The 23,079-nt window shown below is 66.6% G+C and carries 21 protein-coding genes and 4 pseudogenes; 11 read left to right on the plus strand and 14 right to left on the minus strand.

Going from position 1 to position 23,079, the window contains the following annotated elements:
- Positions 1-44 precede the first annotated feature (44 nt).
- Both DRV85_RS08820 and DRV85_RS08825 read right to left on the minus strand, forming a co-directional pair.
- Positions 45-1,249 (minus strand): annotated as a pseudogene (locus tag DRV85_RS08820) (IS256 family transposase).
- Positions 1,250-1,564: 315 nt separating this feature from the next.
- Positions 1,565-2,146 carry a very short patch repair endonuclease gene (locus DRV85_RS08825; protein ID WP_338066965.1) on the minus strand — a complete coding sequence of 194 codons (582 nt, stop codon included), beginning with the start codon at positions 2,144-2,146 and terminating at the stop codon, positions 1,565-1,567.
- Between the two features lie 11 nt (positions 2,147-2,157).
- Here DRV85_RS08825 and DRV85_RS08830 point away from each other — a divergent pair.
- The 5 genes and pseudogenes from DRV85_RS08830 to DRV85_RS19505 all read left to right on the plus strand — a co-directional run.
- Positions 2,158-2,532 (plus strand): annotated as a pseudogene (locus tag DRV85_RS08830) (DNA methyltransferase); the annotation flags it as partial.
- Positions 2,529-2,747 carry a DUF7220 family protein gene (locus DRV85_RS08835; RefSeq protein WP_113289074.1) on the plus strand — a complete coding sequence of 73 codons (219 nt, stop codon included), beginning with the start codon at positions 2,529-2,531 and terminating at the stop codon, positions 2,745-2,747. The pseudogene DRV85_RS08830 and the gene DRV85_RS08835, both read left to right, overlap by 4 nt.
- Positions 2,744-2,950, plus strand: a complete 207-nt coding sequence (locus DRV85_RS08840) for a hypothetical protein (protein WP_113289075.1) — start codon at positions 2,744-2,746, stop codon at positions 2,948-2,950. Before DRV85_RS08835 ends, DRV85_RS08840 begins: the two co-directional genes overlap by 4 nt.
- A gap of 9 nt (positions 2,951-2,959) precedes the next feature.
- Positions 2,960-3,070, plus strand: a complete 111-nt coding sequence (locus tag DRV85_RS19815) for a hypothetical protein (RefSeq protein ID WP_476705476.1) — start codon at positions 2,960-2,962, stop codon at positions 3,068-3,070.
- 44 nt (positions 3,071-3,114) lie between these two features.
- A pseudogene (locus tag DRV85_RS19505) lies at positions 3,115-3,364 on the plus strand (hypothetical protein); the annotation flags it as partial.
- On the opposite strand, the gene DRV85_RS08845 reads toward DRV85_RS19505, so the two are convergent.
- The 4 genes from DRV85_RS08845 to DRV85_RS08860 all read right to left on the minus strand — a co-directional run bounded on the left by DRV85_RS08845 (position 3,331) and on the right by DRV85_RS08860 (position 7,169).
- Positions 3,331-4,839 carry a tripartite tricarboxylate transporter permease gene (locus tag DRV85_RS08845; RefSeq protein WP_233495447.1) on the minus strand — a complete coding sequence of 503 codons (1,509 nt, stop codon included), beginning with the start codon at positions 4,837-4,839 and terminating at the stop codon, positions 3,331-3,333. The pseudogene DRV85_RS19505 and the gene DRV85_RS08845 overlap by 34 nt on opposite strands.
- Positions 4,836-5,300, minus strand: a complete 465-nt coding sequence (locus DRV85_RS08850) for a tripartite tricarboxylate transporter TctB family protein (protein ID WP_113289077.1) — start codon at positions 5,298-5,300, stop codon at positions 4,836-4,838. The genes DRV85_RS08845 and DRV85_RS08850 overlap by 4 nt, the downstream gene beginning before the upstream one ends.
- A 76-nt stretch (positions 5,301-5,376) precedes the next feature.
- The gene (locus tag DRV85_RS08855) at positions 5,377-6,120 is read right to left on the minus strand and encodes an arylmalonate decarboxylase (RefSeq protein WP_158540131.1); all 744 of its coding nucleotides are present in this window, start codon (positions 6,118-6,120) and stop codon (positions 5,377-5,379) included.
- A gap of 98 nt (positions 6,121-6,218) precedes the next feature.
- Positions 6,219-7,169, minus strand: coding sequence for a Bug family tripartite tricarboxylate transporter substrate binding protein (locus DRV85_RS08860; protein WP_113289078.1), 951 nt, complete (start codon positions 7,167-7,169; stop codon positions 6,219-6,221).
- Positions 7,170-7,317: 148 nt separating this feature from the next.
- Here DRV85_RS08860 and DRV85_RS08865 point away from each other — a divergent pair, with 148 nt between their 5' ends.
- A complete protein-coding gene (locus DRV85_RS08865) occupies positions 7,318-8,478 on the plus strand; it encodes a mandelate racemase/muconate lactonizing enzyme family protein (RefSeq protein ID WP_113289079.1) in 1,161 nt (386 codons plus the stop codon).
- 21 nt (positions 8,479-8,499) lie between these two features.
- On the plus strand, positions 8,500-9,018 hold the full coding sequence (locus DRV85_RS08870; protein WP_113289080.1) for a MarR family winged helix-turn-helix transcriptional regulator: 519 nt from the start codon (positions 8,500-8,502) through the stop codon (positions 9,016-9,018).
- A gap of 82 nt (positions 9,019-9,100) precedes the next feature.
- Here the strand turns inward: DRV85_RS08870 and DRV85_RS19510 are convergent.
- A pseudogene (locus DRV85_RS19510) lies at positions 9,101-9,518 on the minus strand (transposase); the annotation flags it as partial.
- A 433-nt stretch (positions 9,519-9,951) separates the two neighbouring features.
- Here DRV85_RS19510 and DRV85_RS08880 point away from each other — a divergent pair.
- The gene (locus DRV85_RS08880; protein WP_199525871.1) at positions 9,952-10,929 is read left to right on the plus strand and encodes an NADP-dependent oxidoreductase; all 978 of its coding nucleotides are present in this window, start codon (positions 9,952-9,954) and stop codon (positions 10,927-10,929) included.
- Here the strand turns inward: DRV85_RS08880 and DRV85_RS08885 are convergent.
- From DRV85_RS08885 to DRV85_RS08915, 7 genes are all read right to left on the minus strand, one after another.
- Positions 10,904-11,677: an aspartate/glutamate racemase family protein gene (locus DRV85_RS08885; RefSeq protein ID WP_113289083.1), complete on the minus strand. Its 774-nt coding sequence runs from the start codon at positions 11,675-11,677 to the stop codon at positions 10,904-10,906. The genes DRV85_RS08880 and DRV85_RS08885 overlap by 26 nt on opposite strands.
- A 9-nt stretch (positions 11,678-11,686) precedes the next feature.
- Positions 11,687-13,009 (minus strand): TRAP transporter large permease, encoded by a 1,323-nt coding sequence (locus DRV85_RS08890; protein ID WP_199525873.1) that lies wholly within the window; start codon positions 13,007-13,009, stop codon positions 11,687-11,689.
- Between the two features lie 10 nt (positions 13,010-13,019).
- Positions 13,020-13,583 (minus strand): TRAP transporter small permease, encoded by a 564-nt coding sequence (locus tag DRV85_RS08895; protein WP_199525875.1) that lies wholly within the window; start codon positions 13,581-13,583, stop codon positions 13,020-13,022.
- A complete protein-coding gene (gene dctP, locus DRV85_RS08900; protein WP_113289084.1) occupies positions 13,580-14,569 on the minus strand; it encodes a TRAP transporter substrate-binding protein DctP in 990 nt (329 codons plus the stop codon). Before dctP ends, DRV85_RS08895 begins: the two co-directional genes overlap by 4 nt.
- Positions 14,570-14,624: 55 nt before the next feature.
- Positions 14,625-15,602: a 3-hydroxybutyryl-CoA dehydrogenase gene (locus DRV85_RS08905; protein ID WP_113289085.1), complete on the minus strand. Its 978-nt coding sequence runs from the start codon at positions 15,600-15,602 to the stop codon at positions 14,625-14,627.
- Complete coding sequence (locus DRV85_RS08910) at positions 15,602-16,624, minus strand: NAD/NADP-dependent octopine/nopaline dehydrogenase family protein (protein ID WP_233495449.1); 1,023 nt, start codon at positions 16,622-16,624, stop codon at positions 15,602-15,604. Before DRV85_RS08910 ends, DRV85_RS08905 begins: the two co-directional genes overlap by 1 nt.
- 843 nt (positions 16,625-17,467) lie before the next feature.
- Entirely contained in the window at positions 17,468-18,106 is a 639-nt protein-coding gene (locus tag DRV85_RS08915; protein WP_113289087.1) for a hypothetical protein, read from the minus strand.
- Positions 18,107-19,034: 928 nt separating this feature from the next.
- Here DRV85_RS08915 and gpmI point away from each other — a divergent pair.
- From gpmI to DRV85_RS08930, 3 genes are read left to right on the plus strand one after another with little or no spacing between them, the layout of a single operon-like run.
- Complete coding sequence (gpmI, locus tag DRV85_RS08920; RefSeq protein WP_113289088.1) at positions 19,035-20,558, plus strand: 2,3-bisphosphoglycerate-independent phosphoglycerate mutase; 1,524 nt, start codon at positions 19,035-19,037, stop codon at positions 20,556-20,558.
- Complete coding sequence (locus tag DRV85_RS08925; protein WP_113289089.1) at positions 20,555-21,670, plus strand: murein hydrolase activator EnvC family protein; 1,116 nt, start codon at positions 20,555-20,557, stop codon at positions 21,668-21,670. The genes gpmI and DRV85_RS08925 overlap by 4 nt, the downstream gene beginning before the upstream one ends.
- Before the next feature lie 13 nt (positions 21,671-21,683).
- A complete protein-coding gene (locus tag DRV85_RS08930) occupies positions 21,684-23,021 on the plus strand; it encodes a S41 family peptidase (RefSeq protein ID WP_113289090.1) in 1,338 nt (445 codons plus the stop codon).
- The last annotated feature ends 58 nt before the right edge of the window (positions 23,022-23,079 follow it).

Consider the following 23,079-nt stretch of genomic DNA (forward strand, 5'->3'; position numbering starts at 1 on the left):
GTCCGTCAAGGTGGTGGAAAAAGCGGGGTGGCCTGAGGGCATGATCAGGCGGCTTCGGTTGCAATGCTGAGGATGGGATCGGTGTCGGCGGCGTCGATCTGAGCGAAGGCCTCGACCTGCATGTAGCGGTGCTGGGTTTGCCATTCGTCATTCTGCTCGAACAGGACCGCGCCGATCAGACGCGAGATCGAGGCCTCGTTGGGGAAGATCCCGACGACATCGGCCCGGCGTTTCACCTCCTTGTTCAGACGTTCTATGGGATTCGTGCTGTGCAGCTTCGTGCGGTGCTGGCGTGGGAAGGCCATGTAGGCCAGCACGTCGTGCTCGCTGTCGTCCATCAGGGTCGCGAGCTTCGGCCAGCGCGGCCGCACCTGGTCCGCGACATGGCGCCATGTTTCTCCGGCGCGCTCGCGGTCGGGCTGATCGAAGGCCTGGCGGATGGCCGCGGCCACGACGGTGTGCTGGCCCTTCTGGACGTGCGCCAGGGCGTTCCGCATCCAGTGAACGCGACAGCGCTGCCAGGTCGCTTCGAAGACGCGCTGTATCGCCGCTTTGAGGCCGAGGTGAGCGTCGCTGATGGCGAGTTTCACACCATCGAGCCCGCGCGACTTCAGATCTCGCAGGAAGTCGGTCCAGAAGGTCTCGGCCTCCGAAGGTCCCGTACCCAAACCGATGATCTCGCGACGGCCGTCGGTGTTCACCGCCACTGCGATTATTGCCGCCACCGAGACGATCCGGCCGCCCTGGCGCACCTTGAGGTAGGTGGCATCGAGCCAGAGATACGGCCAGTCGCCGGTGAGAGGGCGGTTGAGGAACTCGCCGACGCGGTCGTCGATGTCTTTGCAGAGCTTCGACACGGTACTCTTCGAGATGCCGCTGAGGCCCATGGCCTGCACCAGTTCGTCCACGCGCCGGGTCGAGACGCCGCCGATCCACGCCTCCTGGATGACCGCGACCAAGGCCTTCTCGGAGGTCCTGCGCGGCTCAAGAAAGCCGGGAAAGTAGGAGCCCTGCCGCAGCTTCGGCACGCGCAGGTTCACGGTTCCGAGCCGAGTGTCGAGCGCTCGGTCGCGATAACCATTGCGATAGGTGGTCCGAGCCTCAGCCCGTTCGTGCCGGCCGGCGCCGATGACGCCTTCGACATCGCTTCCATGATAAGCTGAAGAACTGCCTCGGCGACGGCGCGGAGGAAATCACCCTCGTCGTGCTTCTCAAGCAGCTCGGTGAGGGACATGTTGGACTTGGTCATCGGGGTCTCCGTGAGAGCGTGGTCGAAGTCGGCAAACTACACCGCGACCTTACACCTCGATGGCCACCACGCTTACACCGCGACGACGCGCGGAATTTCCACCACCTCCTCGGACACTAACCGGAAGCGGTCTCTCAGGGCCGGTATTCTCCGGACCTCATGACTGCGCCGATTTTGGTGAGAAGGTTGCAAGCCGCGGAAATAAAATGACTCTTTGGAGTTCCGGGCTAAACACTTCGACGCCAGTGGCGTGCGTAGGAAGACACTCAGATCGAACATTCAACAGGCGCATCATACCCTGCAGGGCTGAACCAATCAGCTGGACGAGCTGACATCTTCGCCTTCTCTCGTAGATGGCGAGATCTCGCGTTCCCAGAGCTCGAGCGTCTCCGTTTCGGAGAGCGACCATGTTGAAAGCTGATCGGCCGCTGCCGCGACCTTTTCCGGCTTTCCAAGGGCACACTCCCAGATCGTCGCTACGCCCCGGACCGCAGCAAGCAGCGCGCCCCGAACGGCGCTGTCTCGCGCGACGTTCGCGTCGAACTTTGCCTGCCAGAACGCTAAGCGCGTCGCGGGAGTGGTAGCGTCGCGGCACCCATCATGCCGATGCCAGAAACACCCGTGCACAAAGATGACCGCGCGGTGCTTCGGGAGGACGAGGTCGGGCCTACCGCGGACGTTCTTCGAGTGAAGCCGGTAGCGGAACCCGCGTGCGTGCAGAGCCCGCCGAAACCAGTCAGGCCACCAAGAGCTACACCACATCGTGGGACACGAGCGGAACGCTCCTGAACCGGACTGGTCAGAAGTCGACGCTGACGCGTCGCAACTCGCTCTCGAGGAAGCGCGAGCCCTCGAGCTCGGAACCGAGACAGCCGCGGACGCAATTGACGCCGCCATCGACAGCCGCCTGCTGGTGCGCGGTGCGGGGGAAAGGGCACTGGTCGGGCGACCGCAAGCCGAGCACGCTCTGGCAGATCCCCGGCCGCGACGAGGACGCCGCCACCGTGCACGGCACGCAGAAGCCCGTGGAATGCATGCGCCGGCCGATGCTCAACAACTCCAGCCCCGGGCAGGCGGTCTACGAGCCCTTCGCCGGCTCGGGCAGCACGCTGATCGCGGCCGAGACCACCGGGCGAGCGTGCCAGGCGATCGAGCTCGATCCGGCCTACGTGGACGTCGCTGTGCGCCGCTGGGAGGCCTTCACCGGCGAGACGGCCCTGCTGGAGGGCGACGGGCGCAGCTTCGCGGAGCTGGCCCGTGAGCGGCAGGAGGTCCCGGCATGAGCCAGTCGCGCCTCCTCTCGGCTCTCGAGGCCGTCGCGAACGTGGCGGCGGGCTTCGCGGTCGCGCTGATCGTGCAGCTGGGCGTCTTCCCGCGCGTGGGCATCGCGGCCACGCTGTCGCAGAACGCCGCGCTGGCGGGCATCTTCACCGCCGTCTCGCTGGTCCGGAGCTACCTGCTGCGGCGGCTCTTCGACCGGAACGGAGCGGCGCCATGACAGGCCGCAAGCCAAAGCCCACGGCGGTCAAGCGCGCGCAGGGCAAGCCCGGCAAACTCGGCGACCCGAACGGCGCAGCCGCTCTCCGGCGCGCCGGCAAGGGCGGGGCCGCGCTGCAGGCCACGGTTCGGAAAAACGCCGACGCTTTCGCGGCCGAGCTGGCCCCGGTGGTGGCGGAGATCCAGAAGGCGGGCCACACCTAACTGCGCGCCATCGCGGCGGAGCTCAACGCCCGCGGGGTCCGGACCCGGTGGGGCGGGCGGTGGCATGTGTCGAACGTCGGGAAGCTGCTGGAGCGGATCGAGGCGCTGGAGTCGGTATAGTGAAGGCGTGATCTCTGCGGCGCCAAGATCACCTCTGCGAATAGGAGCGCCGCTGCGGCCTGCGCCTGCGCTTCGTCTACCGTCGGCGCGGACCGAGCCTGCTCGTCGCCGATCAGGCTCGCATCGACAAAAAGGGGCGAGGAGGTAGCGTCGCACTCGAAGACCGGCCGTAATCAGGTCACCGCGCCGATCTTCCTGCTGGTCCCTCACGGTCCGTTTTGCAATCGTTTCAAGTTCTCCTTCGATGACCTTGGCGCGGCTCACGTCGCGCGCGCACGATACTTCAGCTTGTGATACGACCAGCTCGCGACAGGCCAGGCCAGCGCGACAGCGGCGAGCGCGACACAGATCGCCGATATCGGCGAGGTCACGAACACCGTGAAGTCCCCCCGTGCCAGCATCAAGGCGCGCCGCAGGTTTTCTTCCATCGGCGGGCCGAGGATGAAGCCCATGAGAAAGGGGGCCGCCGGGATGCCGGAGACCCGCATCGCATAGCCCACGATCCCGGTGCCGACGACCACGAAGACGCCGAAGATGTTGAGCTCGATCGAATAGACCCCGAGCGAGATCAGGCAAACGATCGACGGAAACAGGAAACGATACGGGATCCGCACGAGCCGCACCCAAAGGCCGACCAGCGGGATGTTCAGGACGAGCAGGAACAGGTTGCCGATCCAGAAGCTCGCGATCAGCGCCCAGAAGAGCTCTTCGTTCTCGCCCATCAGACGGGGGCCCGGCTGGATACCCTGGATGATCAGCGCGCCGAGGATAAGCGCCATCGTCGCGGTGCCGGGGATGCCGAGCGTCAGCGTCGGGATGAAGGCGGTCTGCGCTGCGGCGTTGTTCGCGGATTCGGGCGCGACCAGCCCCTCGATCGCGCCGTCGCCGAAACGCGTCGGGTCGCGCGCCACGCGTTTCTCCAGCGAATAGGCCATGAAGCTCGCGATGGTGGGGCCGGTTCCCGGCAGCGCGCCGAGGAGCGCGCCCAGCGCGGTCCCGCGGCGAAAGGGCGCGAAACTCGCACGGATCTCCCCGCGCGCGGGCAGCATGTCGCGCAGACGGATGCGCGCCTTGCCCTGCGCGCCCGCGCTGCCCTCGGTGGAGCTGACGATCTCGGCGAAGCCGAAGATCCCCATGGCCAGCGCCACGAGGCTGATCCCGGTGATGAACTCCGGAAAACCGAAGGTGAAGCGCTGCACGCCGGTGCTCACGTCCGTGCCGACGGTTCCGAACAGCACGCCCAGGATCACCGCCAGTTGCGACTTGATGACCGAGGCCCGGCCCACCGACGCGGCCCCGACGAGACCCAGAAGCAGGACCGCGAAATACTCGACCGAGCCGAAGGAGAGTGCGAAATCGGCGATGAGCGGTGAGAAGAGCATCATCAGCACGATGCCCACCGAGCCTGCCGCGAAGGACGCCACCGCCGAGACGAAGAGCGCCACCGCGGCGCGGCCCTGCTTGGTCATTGCGTGGCCGTCGATCGTCGCCACGGCGGAACTCGGCGTGCCGGGCACGTTGATGAGAATGGCGGCGATCGATCCACCGTACTCGCCGCCGTAATAGATTCCCGCGAGCATGATGATCGCCGCCTCGGGCGTCAGGTAATAGGTCACCGGCAGGAGCAGGGCGATGCCGAGCATGGCGCCGAGGCCGGGCAAGACGCCGATGAAGGTTCCCATCGCCACCCCGGCGAAGCAGAACAACAGGTTCTCGATGGTCAGGACGACCGCGAAGCCACCTGCGAGATCGGCGAGGAGTTCCATCATGCCTCGCCGGGAAGCACGGGGATGCCGAGACCGAGAAGCTTGACGAAAACGACCCAGATCCCCGCCGCGAGGCCAAGGCCCAGAAGCAGGCTCTCGCCCAGCCTGGCCTCGGGATCGGCCCTGGCGCCGAGGATGGTGACGACGGGGATCGTCAGAAGAAGGCCGAGCGGCTCGATGGCGGCAGCGAACAGCAGGAACGCGGCAGAGACGAAAACCAGGCGGCGCCAGCGGACGGGCGCGCCCATATGCTCCGGGGCGAGCACGGCCCGCGCTGCGATCGCGGCGCCGAAACAAAGCCCGAGGAGCGACAGCACGAAGGGAAACGCGCCCGCGCCCATCCGGCGTGGCGTGCCGAGTTCATAGCCCGTCGAGATCCAGGCTGTGATTGCGCAGCCTGCCATGGCTGCGAGGCCCACCACGAGGTCGGTGAAGTCGACGCCTTTCGGGGTATCTCTGGCCATGTCGTTTCTCCGAAAACAGCACGACGTTGCAGGATCAGGATGTCGTCGATCCCTTGCCCGGCGCCAGTTTCCCGGCTCAGCCGGCTGCGCGTGCGCGCAGCGGACCGGCAGCGGCTAGTGCGCCGAGCGCGTCCGGATGATCTACGCCCCCGAGAAGACGCACCGCGCCCCAGACACCTGCGGTCGAGCTTGCCACCACGGGAACGCCGGTCCGCGGCTCGATCGCATTCGCGAGGTGCAGGGCCGGAAGGCCGCCGCAGGAGACGAAGATGGAGTCGGCCTCGCCGCCGGCCTTCTCGAAAGCCGAGAGCGCGAGAGCCGTCACCTGTTCTTCCTTCACCGCGAGAATGTCCTGGATGGCCTCCAGCCCCATGCCGGTCAGCGACGCCAGCTCGAAACCCGATCGCTCGAGAAATCCGCGCAGCCGCGCATTGATCTCGTCGGTATAGGCGGTGCCGACTGCCACCCGGCGAGCGCCCACCGCGTTCAGCGCATCCCGTATCGAATTGCTCATCGTGGTCGCGGGAACGCCCGCTTCACGCTCCATGATCGCGACCAACTCGTCGTTGTAGGCGCCCCCGCGAAAGAAGCTGAGCGACGTGCCCATGAGCGAGATCGCGTCGATGCCCTCATCGTCGCGCAGTTCACGGGCAAGCGCCGCGACCCGCTCGATCGCGATGGCGTAGTCGTCCATGGTCAGCGCCTTGAGGCCGAGCCCGCGCGCGACGAACCGAACGGCGTCAGGATAGAGCGCGCGTGCCTCGGGCGGGACCCGGCCTTCGGCGGGCGGGACGATCATTCCGACGACGGGCGCTGGCATGTTGCTTCCTTTCGGTCGTTCAGGCCGGGCGGTCGCGGGCCGGCCGATGCGTTTGCGAGAGCTGCCGCCCCGGCCGGGCCGGGGCGGCGCCGACAGTCTCAGTTGTCCAGCACCGATCGTGCCGTCTCGGACCATGTCTCGATCACGCCCGGCAGCTCCTCGGCCAGGTCAGGACCGTCGATGTAGGTCGGCACCAGGCCACGTGCGGAGAGATCCTCGCGCAACTGCTCATTCTCCATGGCGGTGCGAAATGCATCGCGCAGCGCTTGCACGGCATCATCGGGCGTGCCGGCCGGTGCCATGACGAATTGCCGAGGTGCAGCGGAGAACCCTTCGATCACGTCGCTGATCGGGCGGATCTCCTCGAAACCCGGCACCGGTTCTGCGGTGGTGACGCCCAGGATCTTGACGTTGCCCCCCTCGGCCTGCGAGCGTGCCGCGTTCAGCGAAACGACGGCGAAGGAAACCTCCCCCGAGAGCAGCGCCTGCATCGAGGGCGAGCCGCCCTGGAACTGGATCGCGTCGAGCTCGAGGCCGGCTTCATCCGCCAGTGCCTCGACTGCCAGGTGCTGAAGCGTCGCGACGCCCGGAGAGGCGTAGAAATACTGGCCGGGGTTCGCCTTCACCAGGTCGACGAACTCCTGGATGTTCGAGGCTTCCACATCGGCGCCGGCCACGAGCGCGAGCGGCGCCACCGCCAGTTGCGCGATCGGAACGAAGCTGTCGATCGGGTCGTAGCCGACATCGCCATGCACCACCGGTCCGATGGTCGCGGCGGTTTCGCCCAGCCAGATCGTGTAGCCGTCCGGCTCGGCATTGGCGACGTAGCCGGGGGCGATGGTGCCGCCCGCGCCCGGCCGGTTTTCCACCGCGATCTGCTGGCCGAGCGCCTCTCCGGCGGGCTCCGCCGCCATGCGCGCCAGCGTGTCCATTCCGCCACCGGCAGAAAAGCCGACGACCATTGTGACCGGTTTGGTCGGATAGTCCTGGGCGACCGCTGCACCTGCCATGAACGGCAGGATGGCGAGAGTCCTGAGAATTCCACGCATGGCTACCTCCCTGCTTGAGCCAGAAATATACTCTCTGAGGAGAAAGTTTCCATGTCAACATTCTTGCTGGCTCCCAACCCGTTCCGGCGTTAAGCTCGCGATTGGTTGGCTCAGCGCCAGCCCGCCGTCGACAGCCAGCGAGTCCAAGATGAAGCATGAAATCAAAGAGGTCGTCGCGACCGCGATAAACATACCGCTCACGATCGAGGTTGGCCCGGTCTCGGCGCGCAGCAACCTTTCGGGGGTCGTGGTCGAGGTGACGACCGAATCAGGGATAGTAGGACACGGCTTCACGGCGATCACCGAGGAGGAGATCGTGGCTGCCGCCGTAAACGCGGTCGCCGCCCCCAACCTCGTCGGTGCCGATGCGCTGCACCGTGAACACATTGCCGAACGGCTCTACTGGCTTCTGACCCCGCGCGGCCAGACGGGCTACGCCAGCCACGCCATCTCTGCCATCGACCTCGCGCTTTGGGACATTCTGGGTCACGCAACAGGTCTGCCCTGCTGGCGCCTTCTGGGCGGCGCCCGGCAGCAGGTTCCGCTCTATGTGACCTTTGGCTTCGGGGGCTTCTCGCGCGAAGAACTCAGCGATGCTGCCCGTCACCTGAAGGCGCAAGGCGTCACGCGCTTCAAGATGGTTGTCGGACATCATGCACTCGCCAGGCGGAACGAGGGCAATGATCTGCGCGCGCAGCTCGAAGAGGATATCGCAAGGGTCCGCACCGTGCGCGAGGCCCTAGGCGAGGGCCCAGACTTGTACGTCGACGCCAACTGCTCGCTCGATCCCTTCTCGGCACGCTGGTTGGCCGAACGTATCGCGGAATACGGCATCGCCTTTTTCGAGGAGCCGATCCGCGACAACGCCCCCAGCGCCATGGCGGAGTTGCGACGCGCCGCCGGCATCCCGATCGCCGCCGGGCAGAACGAGGGCCAACTCTTCCGGTTCGAACAGTTGATGGCTGCGGGGGCTGTGGACGTGATCCAGCCCAATGCCGTGATCTGCGGGGGCTTCACTGCCGCAGCGAAGGTCGGTGCGATCGCCCAGGCCAGAAACGTGGCCATGGCGAATGGCGGAGCCTTTCCGTTCCACAACATGCACCTGAATGCTGGCCTCGCGAACGGGGGATTGGTGGAATGGCACCTCGCCGCTGTTGCAATGGGACAGGCGGTCTTCGAACACTTGCCCGCGCCGGATGGCTGGGAGCTTCCACTGCCCGAGGCGCCGGGCCTCGGCTTCGGGCTGGATCGGGACAAGCTGCGCGACTTGGCCGGGCTGCCACTCTCGGCAGGGCGTGGCAAGGCATGAGGCGCCGCAAGGAGTGAGACGATGACCGCAACGGATCGCGCGCGCCCGATCTCCAATCCGAAAACGTCCACGCCCCGGCGGCTGGCCGAGGACGAAATCGACATCGGTATGCTTGATCGCTTTGTCGGGACCTATCTTCGCGCCGCCTACGAAGCCTCCTATGCCGACTTCGAGGCCTTGCTCGGCGACAACGCCGTTCCCCCCGGCTACCTTTCGATCCTCACGCTGATCGCGCACAATCCCGGCATCAGTCAGACCCAGATCGGCCGCAAGGCCCACCGGGACAAATCCGCGGTGACCAAGGCCTTGCGCCGCATGGAAGACGAGGGCCTGATACGCCGAACCCGTCTCGACGACGACCGCCGGACCTATGTGAGCGAAGTTACCGAAAAAGGCGCCGAACTGCAGGCCAAACTCCAGGACAAGGCGCTACTGCATGTGTCGCGCCTCACCGAGATCATAGGTCACGAACGACATGCAATGCTCCTGGAAACGCTGCGCGACATAATCGAGAACCTGCCTGCCAGACCGGAGCCTTGATGACTTACGCCGTCGGGGATTGCCGGATCATACCCTGAGCGCGGACACGTCCGATCTTGAGTTGCAGCCGCGCCAGAACGGTGCAGATCTTTCCGGCACGGCCAGAACGGTCGCGCGCGGATTTGACCATATCGACATGGCGCAGGATCAGGCTGTCCCGTGAGACGTCCGCCCTGATCAGCGAGGCATCGACATGCACGATCTCGCCCTTCGCGATCCCCGCCACCACGTAATCCTGCACGGTGCCCTCGAAAAGGCGGCGGAACCGCTTCGTGGACGATCCCCACCGGGAACCCGGCCAGCATGAGGCGCACGGCCATTTCGGGGTTAATGCCCGGCCGGCCGACGCCAGGCGCATACAGGTGTACGACCTCGGCGCGGAGCCATCCTAGATCGAGCACGGGATAGACCCGTACCAGTATGTGATCATCCGGAACGTGATCACGCAGCGGTCCGCAGACGAAGAACTCCAACTGGTCTCGGGTCCGGCTGCCGATCATGCCAGCCTCCACAAGATGTCAACATCCCGTCGGAGTCGGCTGATCGCGCCTTTTTCAACAGCCCCCATATGCATGTCTGCCACGTCCGTTGCGGCCCACGGGATCGCTCGCGCGGTGCAATGTCCGGGCGCCTGCGGGGTTGACAGACGTCGTAGCCGAAAGGGCATCCCGCGCTGAGCGTGAGTGACGCAAACGCGAGGCAACCTCGCATCTTGTACGCCGAGCTGGTACGCAAACTCTATGCAAACTCGGCCGTCCGGTGCGGTTGATCGAGCAGGTCAGCGCAGATGATGACGTGACGACTTCAAATGTCATCGGGGACACTCTAGCGGTAGCTGCCGGCGACCCGCACAAATCGAGAGCGGTTGAATTCCGGACCGGGAGAAGGCGCGCCATGAAAGCTGGAGATCATCTCCCGGAGCAGATGTTGGCCATGCGCTATGCCGCACATGGCGGCCCCGAACTGATACAATCCGGGCTGCTGCCGGTGCCGCGCCCCGGCCCCCGCGAAGCTCTGGTGGCGCTGGCGGCGGCAAGCGTCGTGCCGCTCGACTGGAAGCTGCGGGCCGGTCGGCTGGCGGCGTATTTCTCGCCAGAACTCCCAAAGGTACCCGGCCGCGATGGTGCCGGACGCGTGCTTGCCTGCGGCGCGGAAGTTTCGGGCTTCCGCCCCGGCGATCGGGTCGGGGTCATGGTGCCGCCCCCGGTGGCACGGGGAAGTTACGCCGGCGCGGTCCTTGCGCGCGAGGAGGAATTGGTGCTCCTGCCTCCGGCGCTGCCGACGCTCGAGGCGGCAGCGCTGGTCAACGCCGGCCTGTCCGCCTGGATCGCGGCCGTTCGCTGCGCCGATGTGCAGCCCGGCCAGCGCGTCCTCGTGCATGGCGGCGCCGGAGCGGTGGGTGGCGTGCTGGTGCAGCTCTGCGCACATCTGGGTGCCGAGGTCAGTGCCACCTGTCGCGCGACGAACCGGGATTATGTCAGAGGTCTCGGCGCCGCCCGCGCCGTCGCCTATGACGCCGAGGATTTTACCACTCTGCCGGCGCAGGATGTCGTCTTCGATCTGATCGGCGGGACGGTTCACGATCGCTCGTACGAAGTGCTGCGACCTGGCGGCCATCTGGTCTGGCTGACCGCCGCGCCGATCGTCGAGCGCGGCGCAGAATACAATGTCCGCGTCACCCGAGCTCCGATCCGCGACGAACGCACCCCGGTGGCGGCCGTGTTCGATCTCGCTGCACGGGGCATCCTTCGCGCCCAGATCGCCGCGCGCATGCCGCTCGTGCAGGCGGGCGAAGCACAGCGTCGGCTCGAATTCGGCCAGATCAGCCGAGGCCGGCTGGTTCTCGAGATAGGGACCGCGCTCTTCGGGCCCGGTGGCGTGCCCTTTACAGCCCCTTGGGATGACTCATGAATTCCTCGATGATCTCGTCGGGCGCCTTGACGTATTCGGCGACGCGGCTGACACTCAGGCCGTTCTGCCGCTTCAGCTTGACCGCCGTCTCGGCAGCTTTGACGGTGATCGGAATGCCATTGATCACCGGCGCCTCGCCCACCCGGTGCTCGATCAGCTGCGAGAACAGCAGCATAGGGATGCCACCACCGGGGATCAGGACCTCCACACCCTGATCGACCAGCGGACGGGCCTGTTCCTCGAACAGCGCGCGCACCGCCTCCAGCCGCTCCTCGCTGCCGAAGGCGGCCAGGACCTGCCCCGGCTCGAACTGCATCGCGTGAACGCTGGTGACCCGTTCGCCCAAGCCATATTTGCCGATCTGGTGACGAAACCAGGGGATGAAACGGCGATTGATCGTCACGATGCCGCTACGCTGACCCAGCGTACAGGCATGGAGCATCGTCGCCTCGCCCAATGACACGACAGGAATATCGACGACCGAGCGGCACTCGTAGAGCCCGGCATCCTGGAAATGGCCTATGATGAAGGCGTCGTACCCCGCGCGCTCGGCGCGCACGGCGTTGCAGATCACCTCGCGCGCGCAGCGCATCTCGACGATGGGATGCGCATAGCTGTCATAGGGCGTGATACCATGAACCTCGATCTCGGTGCCCGGATCGGCGATCTGGGCCAGATGCGCGCGCAGATACTTCCAGTAGGTGGCGCCGTTCTCTTCGTCGACGAAGCTTTGATACCAAAGGCGCATGGATCCCCCTCAGTTCAGTATTCTATCGGGTAGCCACAGGGCGATGCCGGGCTCCAGCATCATCAGCACGATCAGCAGCACCGAGCAGGCGAGAAAAGGCAACACTGCGAGCGCAACCTGGCCGATCGTCGTGCCGGGTGGGGCCACGCCGACCATAACGAACAACAGGAGGCCGAACGGCGGCGTGGCAAGGCTGAGTTCCAGCGCGAGCAGCATGATGACGCCGAACCACACCGGATCGAAGCCCAGAGCGTTCACCAGCGGAATGAAGATCGGCAGGGTCAGCATCATGATCGAGAGCTGATCCATGAACATCCCGAGCACGATCAGCACCAGGATCATGCATGCCAGCATCAGATAGGGATCGATCTCGTAGCCGGTCGCCCAGCGGATCATGCCGTTCGACGCGCCCGAAAAGGCGAGAACCTGCGAAAAGGTGGTCGAGCCGAGAATGATCATCAGCATCATGACCGAAACGACCAGCGTGCCGCGCAGCGATTTCACGATTGCCTCGCGCGTCAGGCACCGCTTCAGCGCGGCCAGAACGACCACCGACATCGCACCAAAGGCAGCGGCCTCGGTGGGCGTGGCCCATCCCAGCAGGATCAGGCCGATCACGCAGAAGATCACCAGCCCCATCGGCAGCACGTCGATCGCGATCCCGCGCAGGATCTCCGGCCAGGGGGCGCGCGTCTCGACATCGCCGGGCGCTGCGTCCGGGTCGAGCGCGACCTGCAGCCGGATGACGACGACATAGAGCAGCGCGAGGATAAGTCCCGGCAGAAGACCCGCGATCAGAAGCGCACCCACATCGATCCGCCCGAGCGAGCCCAGCAGCACCGCCAGCGTCGAGGGCGGGATGATCATGGCCAGTCCGCCGGTGGCGATGATCGGACCCAGAATCATTTTGGGCTTGTAGCCGCGCGACAGCATGTCAGGCATGAGCGAGGCGCCGAGCATCGCGGTGTTGGCCATCGAAGAGCCCGAGAGCGTTGCAAAGAGCGTGCCGCCACCCACGGTGAGATAGGACAGCCGACCACGCATGTTGCCAAGCCCGCGGTCGAGCGCATCGAAGACCCGCATCGCGAGACCGGTATGGAAGAAAAGCTCGCCCATGAGCAGGAAGAGCGGCACCGGAACCAGCGCGAAACTGGTGATCGAGGCAGTTGCATTGGTGATGAACTGGTCTATTCCGACCGCACCGCCCATGAATATCCAGACGCCGACGAGATTGATCGCGAAAAACGCGAGGGCGACCGGCATCCCGAGCATCATCAGGAAGATGATGCCGCCCATCATCAGCCCGAAGCTTTCATACCATTCCCAGCCCATGGATCGCCCTTCAGTGTTGCGCCCGGCTTCCGAGGTCGCGCGCACCGCGGCCGATCTGGCGCAGGATTTCAGCTGCCATGAGGACAAATCCGCCAGACAGCAGCGCGTAAGGCAGCCAGCCGGGGATATCGATCGAACGCATGTCGATGCTGCCGAAGCGCGCCTCTTCAAGTCCGATCACCGCGGCACGCCAGCTCAGCCAGACGAGGATAACGACAGAAACGAGCATCACCGACAGGCCGACCGCGCGGCGCAGCGAGCCGGGCAGCATGTCGACGAAGCTTGTCACGGCGACATGCCCTCCAATGCGTATCAACCAGGGGCCGGCCGCCATCGCCGCGAAGAGCATGCAGTATTCCACCACCGCGCTGACCCAGATCAGCGAGGTTATGCCGAGGTTGCGCAGCGTCACGTCGGTCACGATTGCGACCGTCACGAAAACGAAGCTTGCCGCTGCAAGCACGGCGAGCCCCTCGATCAGGCGGTCGTACAGGCGTAACGCAACGGACAGCGGACCGGCGGCGCGTCCTCGCGCGGCGCCGGCCTCTTTCTGCCTTCTAGGGTGTTCGCTCAACGGTCGTAATAGGCGTCACGCAGAGCGTCGTAATGCTCGGTGCCGGCCTCACGCATCCGCGACCAGGCGCTGTCGTAGGCGAGGTCGAGGAAGCGCTCGCGTGCGGCGCCCTCCAGCTCGATGACTGTCATGCCTTCCTCGCGCACGGTGGCGTCCGTCTCGGCGACGATCTGCTGGAAATTGTCGTGCGAGATCTTTTCATACTCCGCCGCGACCTCGGTAAGGAGCGTCCGGGCCTCCTCGCTCAGCTGTTCCCAGCTGTCCGGACTCACCACGACGGCGAGATCGGTCTGGAAAAAGCCCGGATCGACGCGGTAACGCAGGAAGCGATCCCAGTTCAGATCCTTGATCCCGACAATGGGCCATCCGGCACCATCGAAGGTGTTCCGCTCGAGTCCGGTGTAGACATCCGGCACATTCACCGAAATCGGAGTCGCGCCCAGTTCCTCGAAGAACGAACGATAGATCGGCTGTGACCGGATCTGCAGCCCGTCAAGGTCCAGATTGCCCTCGGCATCACGCGGCGGCTCTTCCAGCGTGTAGATGTGGAACTGCACGCCGCTGTCGATGTGCGCGAGCAACTCCACGCCCAGCTTGTCGCTGAACGCCTGCTGCATGACCTCAAAACCGCCATTCTCGCGGGCTTCCATTGCGGTCACGGTCGAGCCCACCCAGGCGTCGGCCTCGGGCATTCGCCCCAGATAGAAGCTGGCCGGCCCGTATTGCATGTCGACGATGCCACGCCGCACCGCGTCGATCTGCTGGTTCTGCGGCACGGTCTCGGGACCACCGGCATAATCGATCTGGACCACGCCTTCGCCCCGCTCGTTGACCATCTCGACGAAGCCCAGGAAGGACTGCGAGAAGGCAAGACCGGAGGGAAAGGCGGTGATCGCGCGCAGCGTCTGCTCCTGCGCCGCGGCGACCGCTGGCGCGAGCGCAAGCGCGGCGGCGGCCGCTGCGATCCTGAAACTCTGATGTGCCATGTTTCTCTCCCCTGTTGCTGGTTTCTCTTTTCGCGCTAGCGCGTCGCGTTCCGCCTCAGACCACAGGCGGTTTCAGGCAGCCGGAATGCCGGACCATGTCCAGAAAGGCCGACAGCCGCGCCCGGCGCCAATCCTCGGCATCGGTTTCCGAGAAATCGTAGAAGCCCTGGCCGCTGCGCAGCCCCACGTGGCCGGCTTCCATGTTGCGTTCCACGATCTCGGCGGGTGCATAGCGCTGCTCGCCCGTCGCTTCACGCATGTAGCGGCTGGCGTAGTAGAGGATGTCGCCCCCACCCCAGTCGATGAACTCCAGAAGGCCGAGCACGCCGAACCGCAGGCCAAAGCCGTATTTCACGGCGCGGTCCACGTCTTCTGCACTGGCCACGCCCTCCTCAACGATTCGCGCCGCCTCGTTCATCGCCAGCATCTGGATGCGCGGCACGATGTAACCGGGTGCCGCACGACACAGGATCGGCACCTTGCCCAGCCCCTCCAGCATGGCGCGGACCCGCGCGATCACCTCGTCGGAGGTGGCGTCGTTCGGGCTCAGCTCGACGAGTGGCACGAGGAAGGCCGGATTGAGCCAATGCGCGTTGAGCGCGCGCTCTGGCGTGGCGGTCAGCGCCGCGAGATCGGTCGACAGCATCGTCGATGTGGTCGAGGCCAGCACGGCCTCCGCCGGCGCCGCCCGGTCGAAAAGCGCGAAGGCGTCGGCCTTCGCCTCGCGCGTCTCGGGCACGCCCTCGAATACGATGTCGGCACCGGCGAGCGCCTGCTCTGCCGCATCCAGCGGGTATACCGAGACACGCCCCATGATCGTCGGGATTGCGGAGGCATCGAATCCGCCCAGGCCGGCGAGCATCGACAGGCTGCCCTCGATCTCGGACAGCGCATCGCCCCGGAGCTGGTCGAACCGCTGCGCGTCGCGTGGCTTGGCATCGAGAAGCGCCACCTCGTGGCCGCCGTAGGCGACCGCATGGGCGATTCCGCGGCCCATGCGCCCAGCCCCAAGGCAGGCGATTCGTCCCGCCATCACAGCCCCTCGCGCAGCATGGTCTGCACCTCGGCCGGCGACTGATCGGACAGGCCGATGGACTCCAGTGTGCGGCCTTCCGCGCGCCAGTCATGGCCGGCCGCTGCACCGCCGATCGCCAGAAGCCCGCGTGCCACGGGCACAGGCACGCCCAGCCATTCGCCCACCGAGACGAGAAAGGCGAGCCCCTGCGCGATGTCCTCGCTCATGTAGCGGTGCCCAGTCAGGTCGAGCTTTTCGTGCCAGTCCCCGGAATCGACGAGCTTGTCGTGCGCGAGGTTGCCATACATCCAGTCGCTGGTTTCGTAGTGATCGCGGAGAGGAAAATGCGGCGGCGCATAGTCCAGCGCCTCGCGCACCGCGATGCGCTCGGCGTCGAGCGCGTCGTGCACCCGGCGGATCGAGGGCTGCGTTCCCTCGTTGTGGATGTCCCAGCTGTCGAAGTGCTCGATCGGACCTGCGTTCATCAGGATCAGCGGCGGGTGGATGATCGGCCCGGCGTTCATCAGCGCGGCCGACAGCGCATCCTCCACTGGCTCGATGGCGCCCGGAAATGCATCGGCAATGACTGACAGCGCATGATCGTTCAGCCGCGCGGGAAAGGCGCCCGTTGGAAGGCGCGAAGCACGCGTGGTGATGCGGACGCTCTCGGCGTCGGGCTTGCGGCAGAGCCACGGCAAGGTGCCGGTCTCGGCGATCGCGATGTCGGCGGTGCAGCCTGCGTCACGCATCCGCTTGAGCATGATGTAGCTGCCGAAGGTGCCAGGCGGCAGATAGATCACCTGCCCGTCGCTGACATGCGGCGCAAGGCGGTCCGCGAGGTCGTGCTGCGCGTTGGCCGGCGTGGGGGCGAGAATCAGTTCGGCCGCTGCGACAGCTTCCGCGATGTCGTCGGTGGGCGTGACGGCGATATCGCGGCTGCCTTCATGGTCGATGACCCGGATGCGGCGGCTCTCCCATACCGGGCCGAAGGCGCGCCGGTCACGCCGCCACCAGATCACGTCGTGCCCGCGTTCAGTCATGTCCGCGACTGATGCGAAGGATCCGTTGCCGCCCCCCAGAACAGCGATACGCCTTTGTCCCAAGCCAAGTCCTTTCATCGTGCGTCAATCCGACGAGGTGACGCTACCCGCCACTGTCATGCTGTCAACATAAATATGAAGTTTCATGTTTCTCGGGTTCGTGCGGCCGTTCACCGTCGGCCAGACGTGCGCCCCGAAGGGACCAGATCGGAGCACCGGCAGTGGCTGGCCGGACCGCGTCGGGTGGCTTCGGCACTCAAATGCTGGGGAGGTCCCGCCGGCTGAAACCGGTGCGGTAGCTGGCAGGGATGCGCAGCCCGATATCGCGAGGGGCCTTCAAAGATGAACGCCTCAAGCTGGCCCCGCGCCATCCGGAGCCGTCGCCAGTCGGCGGCATACGCCGTACTTAAGCGCCTCGGCGAGCGGGCATCACATGACGGCTTCAATTGCGTCTAGGACGGGATGCGGGTGCCTGCAGAGAACGAAAGCCGTCTTTGTCCAAACGGCAACAATGGCTTACGAGGTGGAGAACGTTGGGTTCCAGACCCGCCCTGTCCGCCGCTTGCCCCCGCGAAAGCGTTCTCCCGGTCCGGCTGCGGCCGGATTTTTTTTTCGTTGTTTTGGAGTGTTATGCGGGAGGGGCTGAGCACTGGCCTATGGGCCAAGAGGTCGGAAAGCGGTCTCTCAGGGCCGGTATTCTCCGGACCTCGAGACTGCGCCGATTTGGTGAATAGGTTGCAAGCATCTGGCGTTGGTTTGTTTTTCCGGGCTCGCCCTGAGCACTTCGACGCCGGTGGCGCTCGGCGTGATGGAACCGGCGTCGAACCCATGATTGCAGCAAGGCTAGGTGTTCTCGTCGGCAAGCCATACGACGCGGTCTCCGTCGTCCGGCACTCGGGCCTTATACTTGCGCGTCTTCCAGGGTGGCTCGATCAGGCCCTGCTTCGCCAGCTCCCCGACGTTCTCCTTGATCTCCGTCGGCGAGACGTAATGCTTCTCCATGATGGTCGCTGCTAATTCATTGAATGTTCCGGGGGCATCCTTTGTCTGTTTGGCAAGTTCGGTCACCAGTGCCGTAAGGTCTTCGAGGTGCCTGCTTCTCAGGGTGCCGTACCGCCCTGGGGAATACTCCTCGCCCTCGAACAAGCTGAGCTGGCCGCGCGCCCGGCGATCCTTCCCCTTCCACTCGTGGTCCGGCAGCGCCCTCTTCTCCGCTTCCCTGAGCACGAACACGCCGTCCGCTGCGGAGGTGCCGTAGATCATGCTGAAGTGCAGGCGCCGCTTTTCAACCATCTCGATCGGCGAGTGGCAGGCGTAGACGAAGCGCAGCTCCGTCTTGAATATCCGGAGCACCGCCGCCCTGATGTCATCCGCCGGCAGCTCCCGGCCCGCGAGCTCGGCGGCTGCCGTCGCCGACGATCGCCCGCAGCCAGCGCTCGCGGTCCTCGGAGGGGTGGTAGAGGTGGCGCTGTATATGCTCATGCATGAAGTTGAGTATTTGCGCGCAACGCATCTTGCATACGGTCTTGAGGGCGTCGAGCGGATACCCTGTCCATCCCGTAGGATTTACGAACCCGAGGCGGAAAGGATGGGTCGCTAGGCGGTCGATCTGGGGCGCGTTGTCTTCGAAGCTACCTGTGAGCGCGTGGATCTCGACATGCGGGAACGCCGGCCGAACGCGCTCCACGAAGTCCGCCAGGTCCTGCGCCCCGGCCCTAATCGCGGGGGAAGGTCACCACGCCAGCATTCGACCGGTGGCAAGCAGAGGTCGGCAAAACCTCGAAGATGGGACAACGGGTCATCGGCTGGGCAAATGATCGAAAAGACGCGGGTCGGGCAAACCAGCGACGTTCTCGGAGCTTCGAGCTCGCTGTTGGAGATTTGGCCCCGGTCCGCGCATCACCATCCCGGCCAGCTGCGCCGTGTCGGCCGCATTGAACAGGCCTGACAAAACAACGTACTCAGAGCCGGAGGGAAAGAGCGCGATGATTGACGCGACCTTTCCCGAGGCGCGCCAAAGGCGTCGGCCGCGAGCTCCGGTCCTTCGTCACGGCCGGCCAGCTTCTGCGGCTATGTCGGCGCAGGGGGGGGGGCGGATGGCTCTCTCCGGCCGTCGACCGTCTGCCCGGCGATTGGGGGTTGCGAAGTCGCGCGGCAAGGTCGTCCGGCACGGCAGGCGCCGCCGGAAACGGTGCAGCCGCACCGAGGTCTTGTCGGGTCTTCCAAAGGACCGGTGCTGTAGAGCCCCCCGGCTCACGAGCGCTGCCCAAGGGCCCACCCTTGACCGACCGCCGCGCTGCCGGCTCCGGGCATCAATGCGTCTCGAACCGAAGCACCGTCGCGCGGGCGGTTCAATCCCGCCGAAAGCCGCGATAGAAGAGCGCCACGCGCGGCGTGGAGGGATCGGTCGATGGCGGCAAAACCTGTGGTGCTCTGCATCCTCGACGGCTGGGGCCTGCGCGAGGCGACCGAGGCGAACGCGCCCGCTCTCGCGCACACGCCGGCCTTCGACCGGATCTGGGCCGACTGCCCCCATGCCACGCTCGTCACCCACGGCCGCGATGCAGGCTTGCCCGCGGGCCAGATGGGCAACTCCGAGGTCGGGCACACGAATATCGGGGCGGGCCGCGTCGTGGCGATGGATCTCGGGCGCATCGGCCTCGCGATCGAGGACGGCAGCTTCGCCGCGGCGCCGGCGCTCACGCGGTTCATCGACAGGCTTTGCGAAACCGGCGGCATCGCGCATCTGATGGGCGTGGTATCCGACGGCGGCGTGCACGGCCATATCGACCATATCCTCGCCGCGGCCCGGGTGATCACCGAAGCGGGCGTGGCAGTGGCCATTCATGCGATCACAGACGGGCGCGACGTGCCGCCCTCGAGCGCCGAGGCCTACATGCAGCGGCTCGAGGCCGAACTCCCTGCCGGCGCCTATGTCGCCACGGTGACGGGCCGCTACTACGCGATGGACCGGGACAACCGCTGGGAGCGCGTCGCCGAGGCCTATTCGGTCATCGTGCAGGGTGAGGGGGCGCGCCACGCCACGAGCGGGCTCGCCGCGGTGCGGGCGGGTTATGCCGAAGGTCTGACCGACGAGTTCCTGAAACCCACCGAGATCGGCGAGTATGGCGGTATCGCCGACGGCGACGGATTCTTCTGCCTCAACTTCCGCGCGGACCGCGCGCGCGAGATCCTTCGCGCGCTGGCCGAACCCGGTTTCGCGGAGTTCGACACCGGCCGCCGCCCCGATCTCTCCGCCTGCCTCGGGATGGTGGAGTACTCCGAGGCGCACAACCGCTACATGGACACGGTCTTTCCGACCGAAGACATCCCCGATACGCTGGGCGCCTGGGTCGCGCGACACGGTCTGCGGCAGTTCCGCCTCGCCGAGACCGAGAAATATCCGCATGTCACCTTCTTTCTCAACGGCGGCCGGGAAGAGCCCTATCCGGGCGAGGACCGCTACATGGCGCCCTCGCCGCGGGTGGCGACCTACGATCTCGCGCCCGAGATGGCGGCCGAAGAGGTCACGCAGAAGCTCGTCGCGGCGATCGAGGGGGGATATGATCTGATCGTGGTCAACTACGCCAACCCGGACATGGTGGGGCACACCGGCGATCTGGAGGCGGCGATCCGCGCCTGCGAGGCGGTCGATCGCGGTCTGGCGCAGGCGCTCGAGGCGCTGGAGCGAGCGGGTGGCGCGATGATCGTGACCGCCGATCACGGCAATTGCGAGACGATGGTGGATCCCGAGACCGGCGGCCCGCACACGGCGCACACGACGAATCCCGTGCCGGTGATTCTCGTCGGCGGTCCGAGCGGTGCGCGGCTTCGCGGCGGCGGGCGGCTCGCCGATCTTGCGCCGACGGTGCTGCAGCTGATGGGGCTGGAGCCGCCGGCGGCGATGACCGGCGAAAGCCTCATCGAGACATGAAGCGGCTGATCGCCCTCGTGATCGCGCTGGCCGGGCCTGTGGCCGCCGACCCGGCGACCCAGGCGCGAGATGCGCTGGCCCGCCTCGAGGCGGCGATGGAGGCCCTCGAGGCCGCGGAGGGCGCGCGCGACCGCGTGGCCGCGCTGACCGAGACCGTGCGCGGCTTCGAGGCCGGGCTCGCCGCGATGCGCGAGGGCCTGCGCGCCGTGTCGATCCGCGAGGCGCAGCTCGCGCGCAGGCTCGAGGCGCGCGAGGCCGGGGTCGCGCAACTGCTCGGCGTGCTGCAGAGCATCGGCACGGCGCCCGCGCCGGTACTCTTCCTGCACCCGGGCGGCCCCCTGGGCACCGCACGGGCGGGCATGCTGGTGGCCGAGGTGACCCCGGCGCTCGAGGCCGAGGCGGGCGCGCTGCGCCGCGATCTTCAGGAGGTGGTCACCCTGCGCGCCTTGCAGGAGGCCGCGGCGGAACAGCTCACCGAGGGGCTCGCGGGGGTGCAGGCGGCGCGCGCCGAACTCAGCGCCGCGATCGCGGACCGCACCGACCTGCCGCGGCGCTTCATCGCCGACCCCGTGGGCACGCAGATCCTGATCGCCGCGACAGAGACGCTCGAGGGCTTCGCCAGCGGTCTCTCCGAGATCGGCGCGGCGGCGCCCGACGCGCCCCCGCTGCCCGGGATCGCGGACCGCAAGGGGGAACTGCCGCTGCCCGTCGAGGGCACGATCCTGCGCCGCGCCGGCGAGGCGGACGCGGCGGGCATCGAGCGGCCCGGCATCGTCGTCGCCACGCGGCCGCGCGCGCTGGTATCGACGCCCGCGACCGCCACGCTGCGCTATCGCGGCCCCTTGCTCGACTACGGCCAGGTGAGCATTCTCGAGCCCGAGGACGGGATGCTCATCGTCCTGGCGGGGCTCGAGACCGTATTCGGCGAGGCGGGGCAGGTCTTGCCCGAGGGCAGCCCGGTCGGTCTTATGGGCGGCGCCGCGGCCGGTGCCGATGCGTTCCTGTCACGGAATGGTGAGGGGGGTGGCAGCGATCGCTCCGAGACGCTCTATATCGAGATACGCAAGGACACCACGCCAGTCGATCCGCTCGACTGGTTCCGCGCAGACTAGGGAAAGGTTCCGCATGAAGAAGACCATCATGGCCGCCGCGGCCGGCACGCTCGCCGGGATCGTGGCCACCACCCAGATCGCGGGCCCGCTGCTCGCGCAGGAGGGTGCCCGGGCCTCGAGCGTCTACGAGCAGCTCGACCTCTTCGGCGACATCTTCGAGCGGATCCGCGCGCAATACGTCGAAGAGGTGGACGAGGCCGATCTGATCGAGGCGGCGATCAACGGCATGCTCACCTCGCTCGATCCGCATTCGAGCTACCTCTCGCCCGAGGATGCCCGGGCGATGCGCGTGCAGACGCGGGGCGAGTTCGGCGGCCTCGGCATCGAGGTCACGCAGGAGGACGGCTTCGTCAAGGTCGTCTCGCCGATCGACGGCACGCCGGCCGACGCGGCGGGGATCGAGGCCGGCGACTTCATCACCCATGTCGACGGCGAATCGGTCCTTGGCCTGACGCTGGACGAGGCGGTCGATCTGATGCGCGGCCCGGTGGGTTCCGAAATCATCGTCACGGTCGTCCGCGAGGGCGAGGCGGAACCCTTCGACGTCTCGATCATCCGCGACACGATCACGCTGACCGCCGTGCGCTCGCGCCTCGAAGGCGACAGCGTCGTGCTTCGCGTGACCACCTTCAACGACCAGACCTATCCCAATCTCGAGGAGGGGCTGGAAGAGCAGATCGAGGCCGCGGGCGGTCTGGAGAACATCAACGGCATCGTCCTCGACCTGCGCAACAACCCCGGCGGCCTGCTCAACCAGGCGATCCGCGTCTCCGACGCCTTCCTCGAGAAGGGCGAGATCGTCTCCACCCGCGGCCGAAACCCTGAAGAGGGCGACCGCTACAACGCCACCGCCGGCGATTTGGCGCAGGGCAAGCCGATCGTGGTGCTCATCAACGGCGGCTCCGCCTCGGCCTCCGAGATCGTGGCCGGCGCGCTGCAGGACCATCGCCGCGCCATCGTCGTGGGCACCAAGAGCTTCGGCAAGGGCTCGGTGCAGACGGTCATGCCGCTCCGGGGCGACGCGGCGATGCGGCTGACGACCGCGCGCTACTACACGCCCTCGGGCCGTTCGATCCAGGCGCTGGGCATCTCGCCCGACATCCTCGTGGCGCAGCCGCCGCGCCGTCCCGCCGACGACGAGGAGGACGCGGCCGGCAGGCCCTCGCGCTCCGAGGCTGACCTGCGCGGGCGGCTCGACAACGACAGCCTGTCCGAGGACGAGATCCGCCAGATCGAAGAGGACCGTGCGCGCGCCGAGGCCGCGGCCCGCCTGCGCGAAGAGGACTATCAGCTCGCCTACGCGATCGACATCCTCAAGGGGCTCACCGCGCTGGAACCGGCGCAGGAGTGACGGATCGGGGCCGGCGATTTTTCGGCAGGAAAACCGCCGGTCCGCGGCCGCCGCGCGG

Origin of the sequence: Rhodosalinus halophilus, from assembly GCF_003298775.1 — a bacterium.
Classification (GTDB): Bacteria; Pseudomonadota; Alphaproteobacteria; order Rhodobacterales; family Rhodobacteraceae; genus Rhodosalinus; species Rhodosalinus halophilus.

What these genes read in the sequence shown, in the direction of transcription:
- DRV85_RS08840 (WP_113289075.1), top strand. Translation starts at nt 2,744, where the DNA reads ATGACAGGCCGCAAGCCAAAGCCCACGGCGGTCAAGCGCGCGCAGGGC.
- DRV85_RS08885 (WP_113289083.1), bottom strand. Translation starts at nt 11,677, where the DNA reads ATGCGCCTTTGGTATCAAAGCTTCGTCGACGAAGAGAACGGCGCCACC.
- DRV85_RS08835 (WP_113289074.1), top strand. Translation starts at nt 2,529, where the DNA reads ATGAGCCAGTCGCGCCTCCTCTCGGCTCTCGAGGCCGTCGCGAACGTG.
- DRV85_RS08915 (WP_113289087.1), bottom strand. Translation starts at nt 18,106, where the DNA reads ATGAGCATATACAGCGCCACCTCTACCACCCCTCCGAGGACCGCGAGC.
- DRV85_RS08860 (WP_113289078.1), bottom strand. Translation starts at nt 7,169, where the DNA reads ATGCGTGGAATTCTCAGGACTCTCGCCATCCTGCCGTTCATGGCAGGT.
- DRV85_RS08870 (WP_113289080.1), top strand. Translation starts at nt 8,500, where the DNA reads ATGACCGCAACGGATCGCGCGCGCCCGATCTCCAATCCGAAAACGTCC.
- DRV85_RS08930 (WP_113289090.1), top strand. Translation starts at nt 21,684, where the DNA reads ATGAAGAAGACCATCATGGCCGCCGCGGCCGGCACGCTCGCCGGGATC.
- DRV85_RS08910 (WP_233495449.1), bottom strand. Translation starts at nt 16,624, where the DNA reads ATGACTGAACGCGGGCACGACGTGATCTGGTGGCGGCGTGACCGGCGC.
- dctP (WP_113289084.1), bottom strand. Translation starts at nt 14,569, where the DNA reads ATGGCACATCAGAGTTTCAGGATCGCAGCGGCCGCCGCCGCGCTTGCG.
- DRV85_RS08925 (WP_113289089.1), top strand. Translation starts at nt 20,555, where the DNA reads ATGAAGCGGCTGATCGCCCTCGTGATCGCGCTGGCCGGGCCTGTGGCC.
- DRV85_RS08855 (WP_158540131.1), bottom strand. Translation starts at nt 6,120, where the DNA reads ATGCCAGCGCCCGTCGTCGGAATGATCGTCCCGCCCGCCGAAGGCCGG.
- DRV85_RS08865 (WP_113289079.1), top strand. Translation starts at nt 7,318, where the DNA reads ATGAAGCATGAAATCAAAGAGGTCGTCGCGACCGCGATAAACATACCG.
- DRV85_RS08825 (WP_338066965.1), bottom strand. Translation starts at nt 2,146, where the DNA reads ATGGCGGCGTCAATTGCGTCCGCGGCTGTCTCGGTTCCGAGCTCGAGG.
- gpmI (WP_113289088.1), top strand. Translation starts at nt 19,035, where the DNA reads ATGGCGGCAAAACCTGTGGTGCTCTGCATCCTCGACGGCTGGGGCCTG.
- DRV85_RS08890 (WP_199525873.1), bottom strand. Translation starts at nt 13,009, where the DNA reads ATGGGCTGGGAATGGTATGAAAGCTTCGGGCTGATGATGGGCGGCATC.
- DRV85_RS08845 (WP_233495447.1), bottom strand. Translation starts at nt 4,839, where the DNA reads ATGATGGAACTCCTCGCCGATCTCGCAGGTGGCTTCGCGGTCGTCCTG.
- DRV85_RS08880 (WP_199525871.1), top strand. Translation starts at nt 9,952, where the DNA reads ATGCGCTATGCCGCACATGGCGGCCCCGAACTGATACAATCCGGGCTG.
- DRV85_RS08850 (WP_113289077.1), bottom strand. Translation starts at nt 5,300, where the DNA reads ATGGCCAGAGATACCCCGAAAGGCGTCGACTTCACCGACCTCGTGGTG.
- DRV85_RS08905 (WP_113289085.1), bottom strand. Translation starts at nt 15,602, where the DNA reads ATGGCGGGACGAATCGCCTGCCTTGGGGCTGGGCGCATGGGCCGCGGA.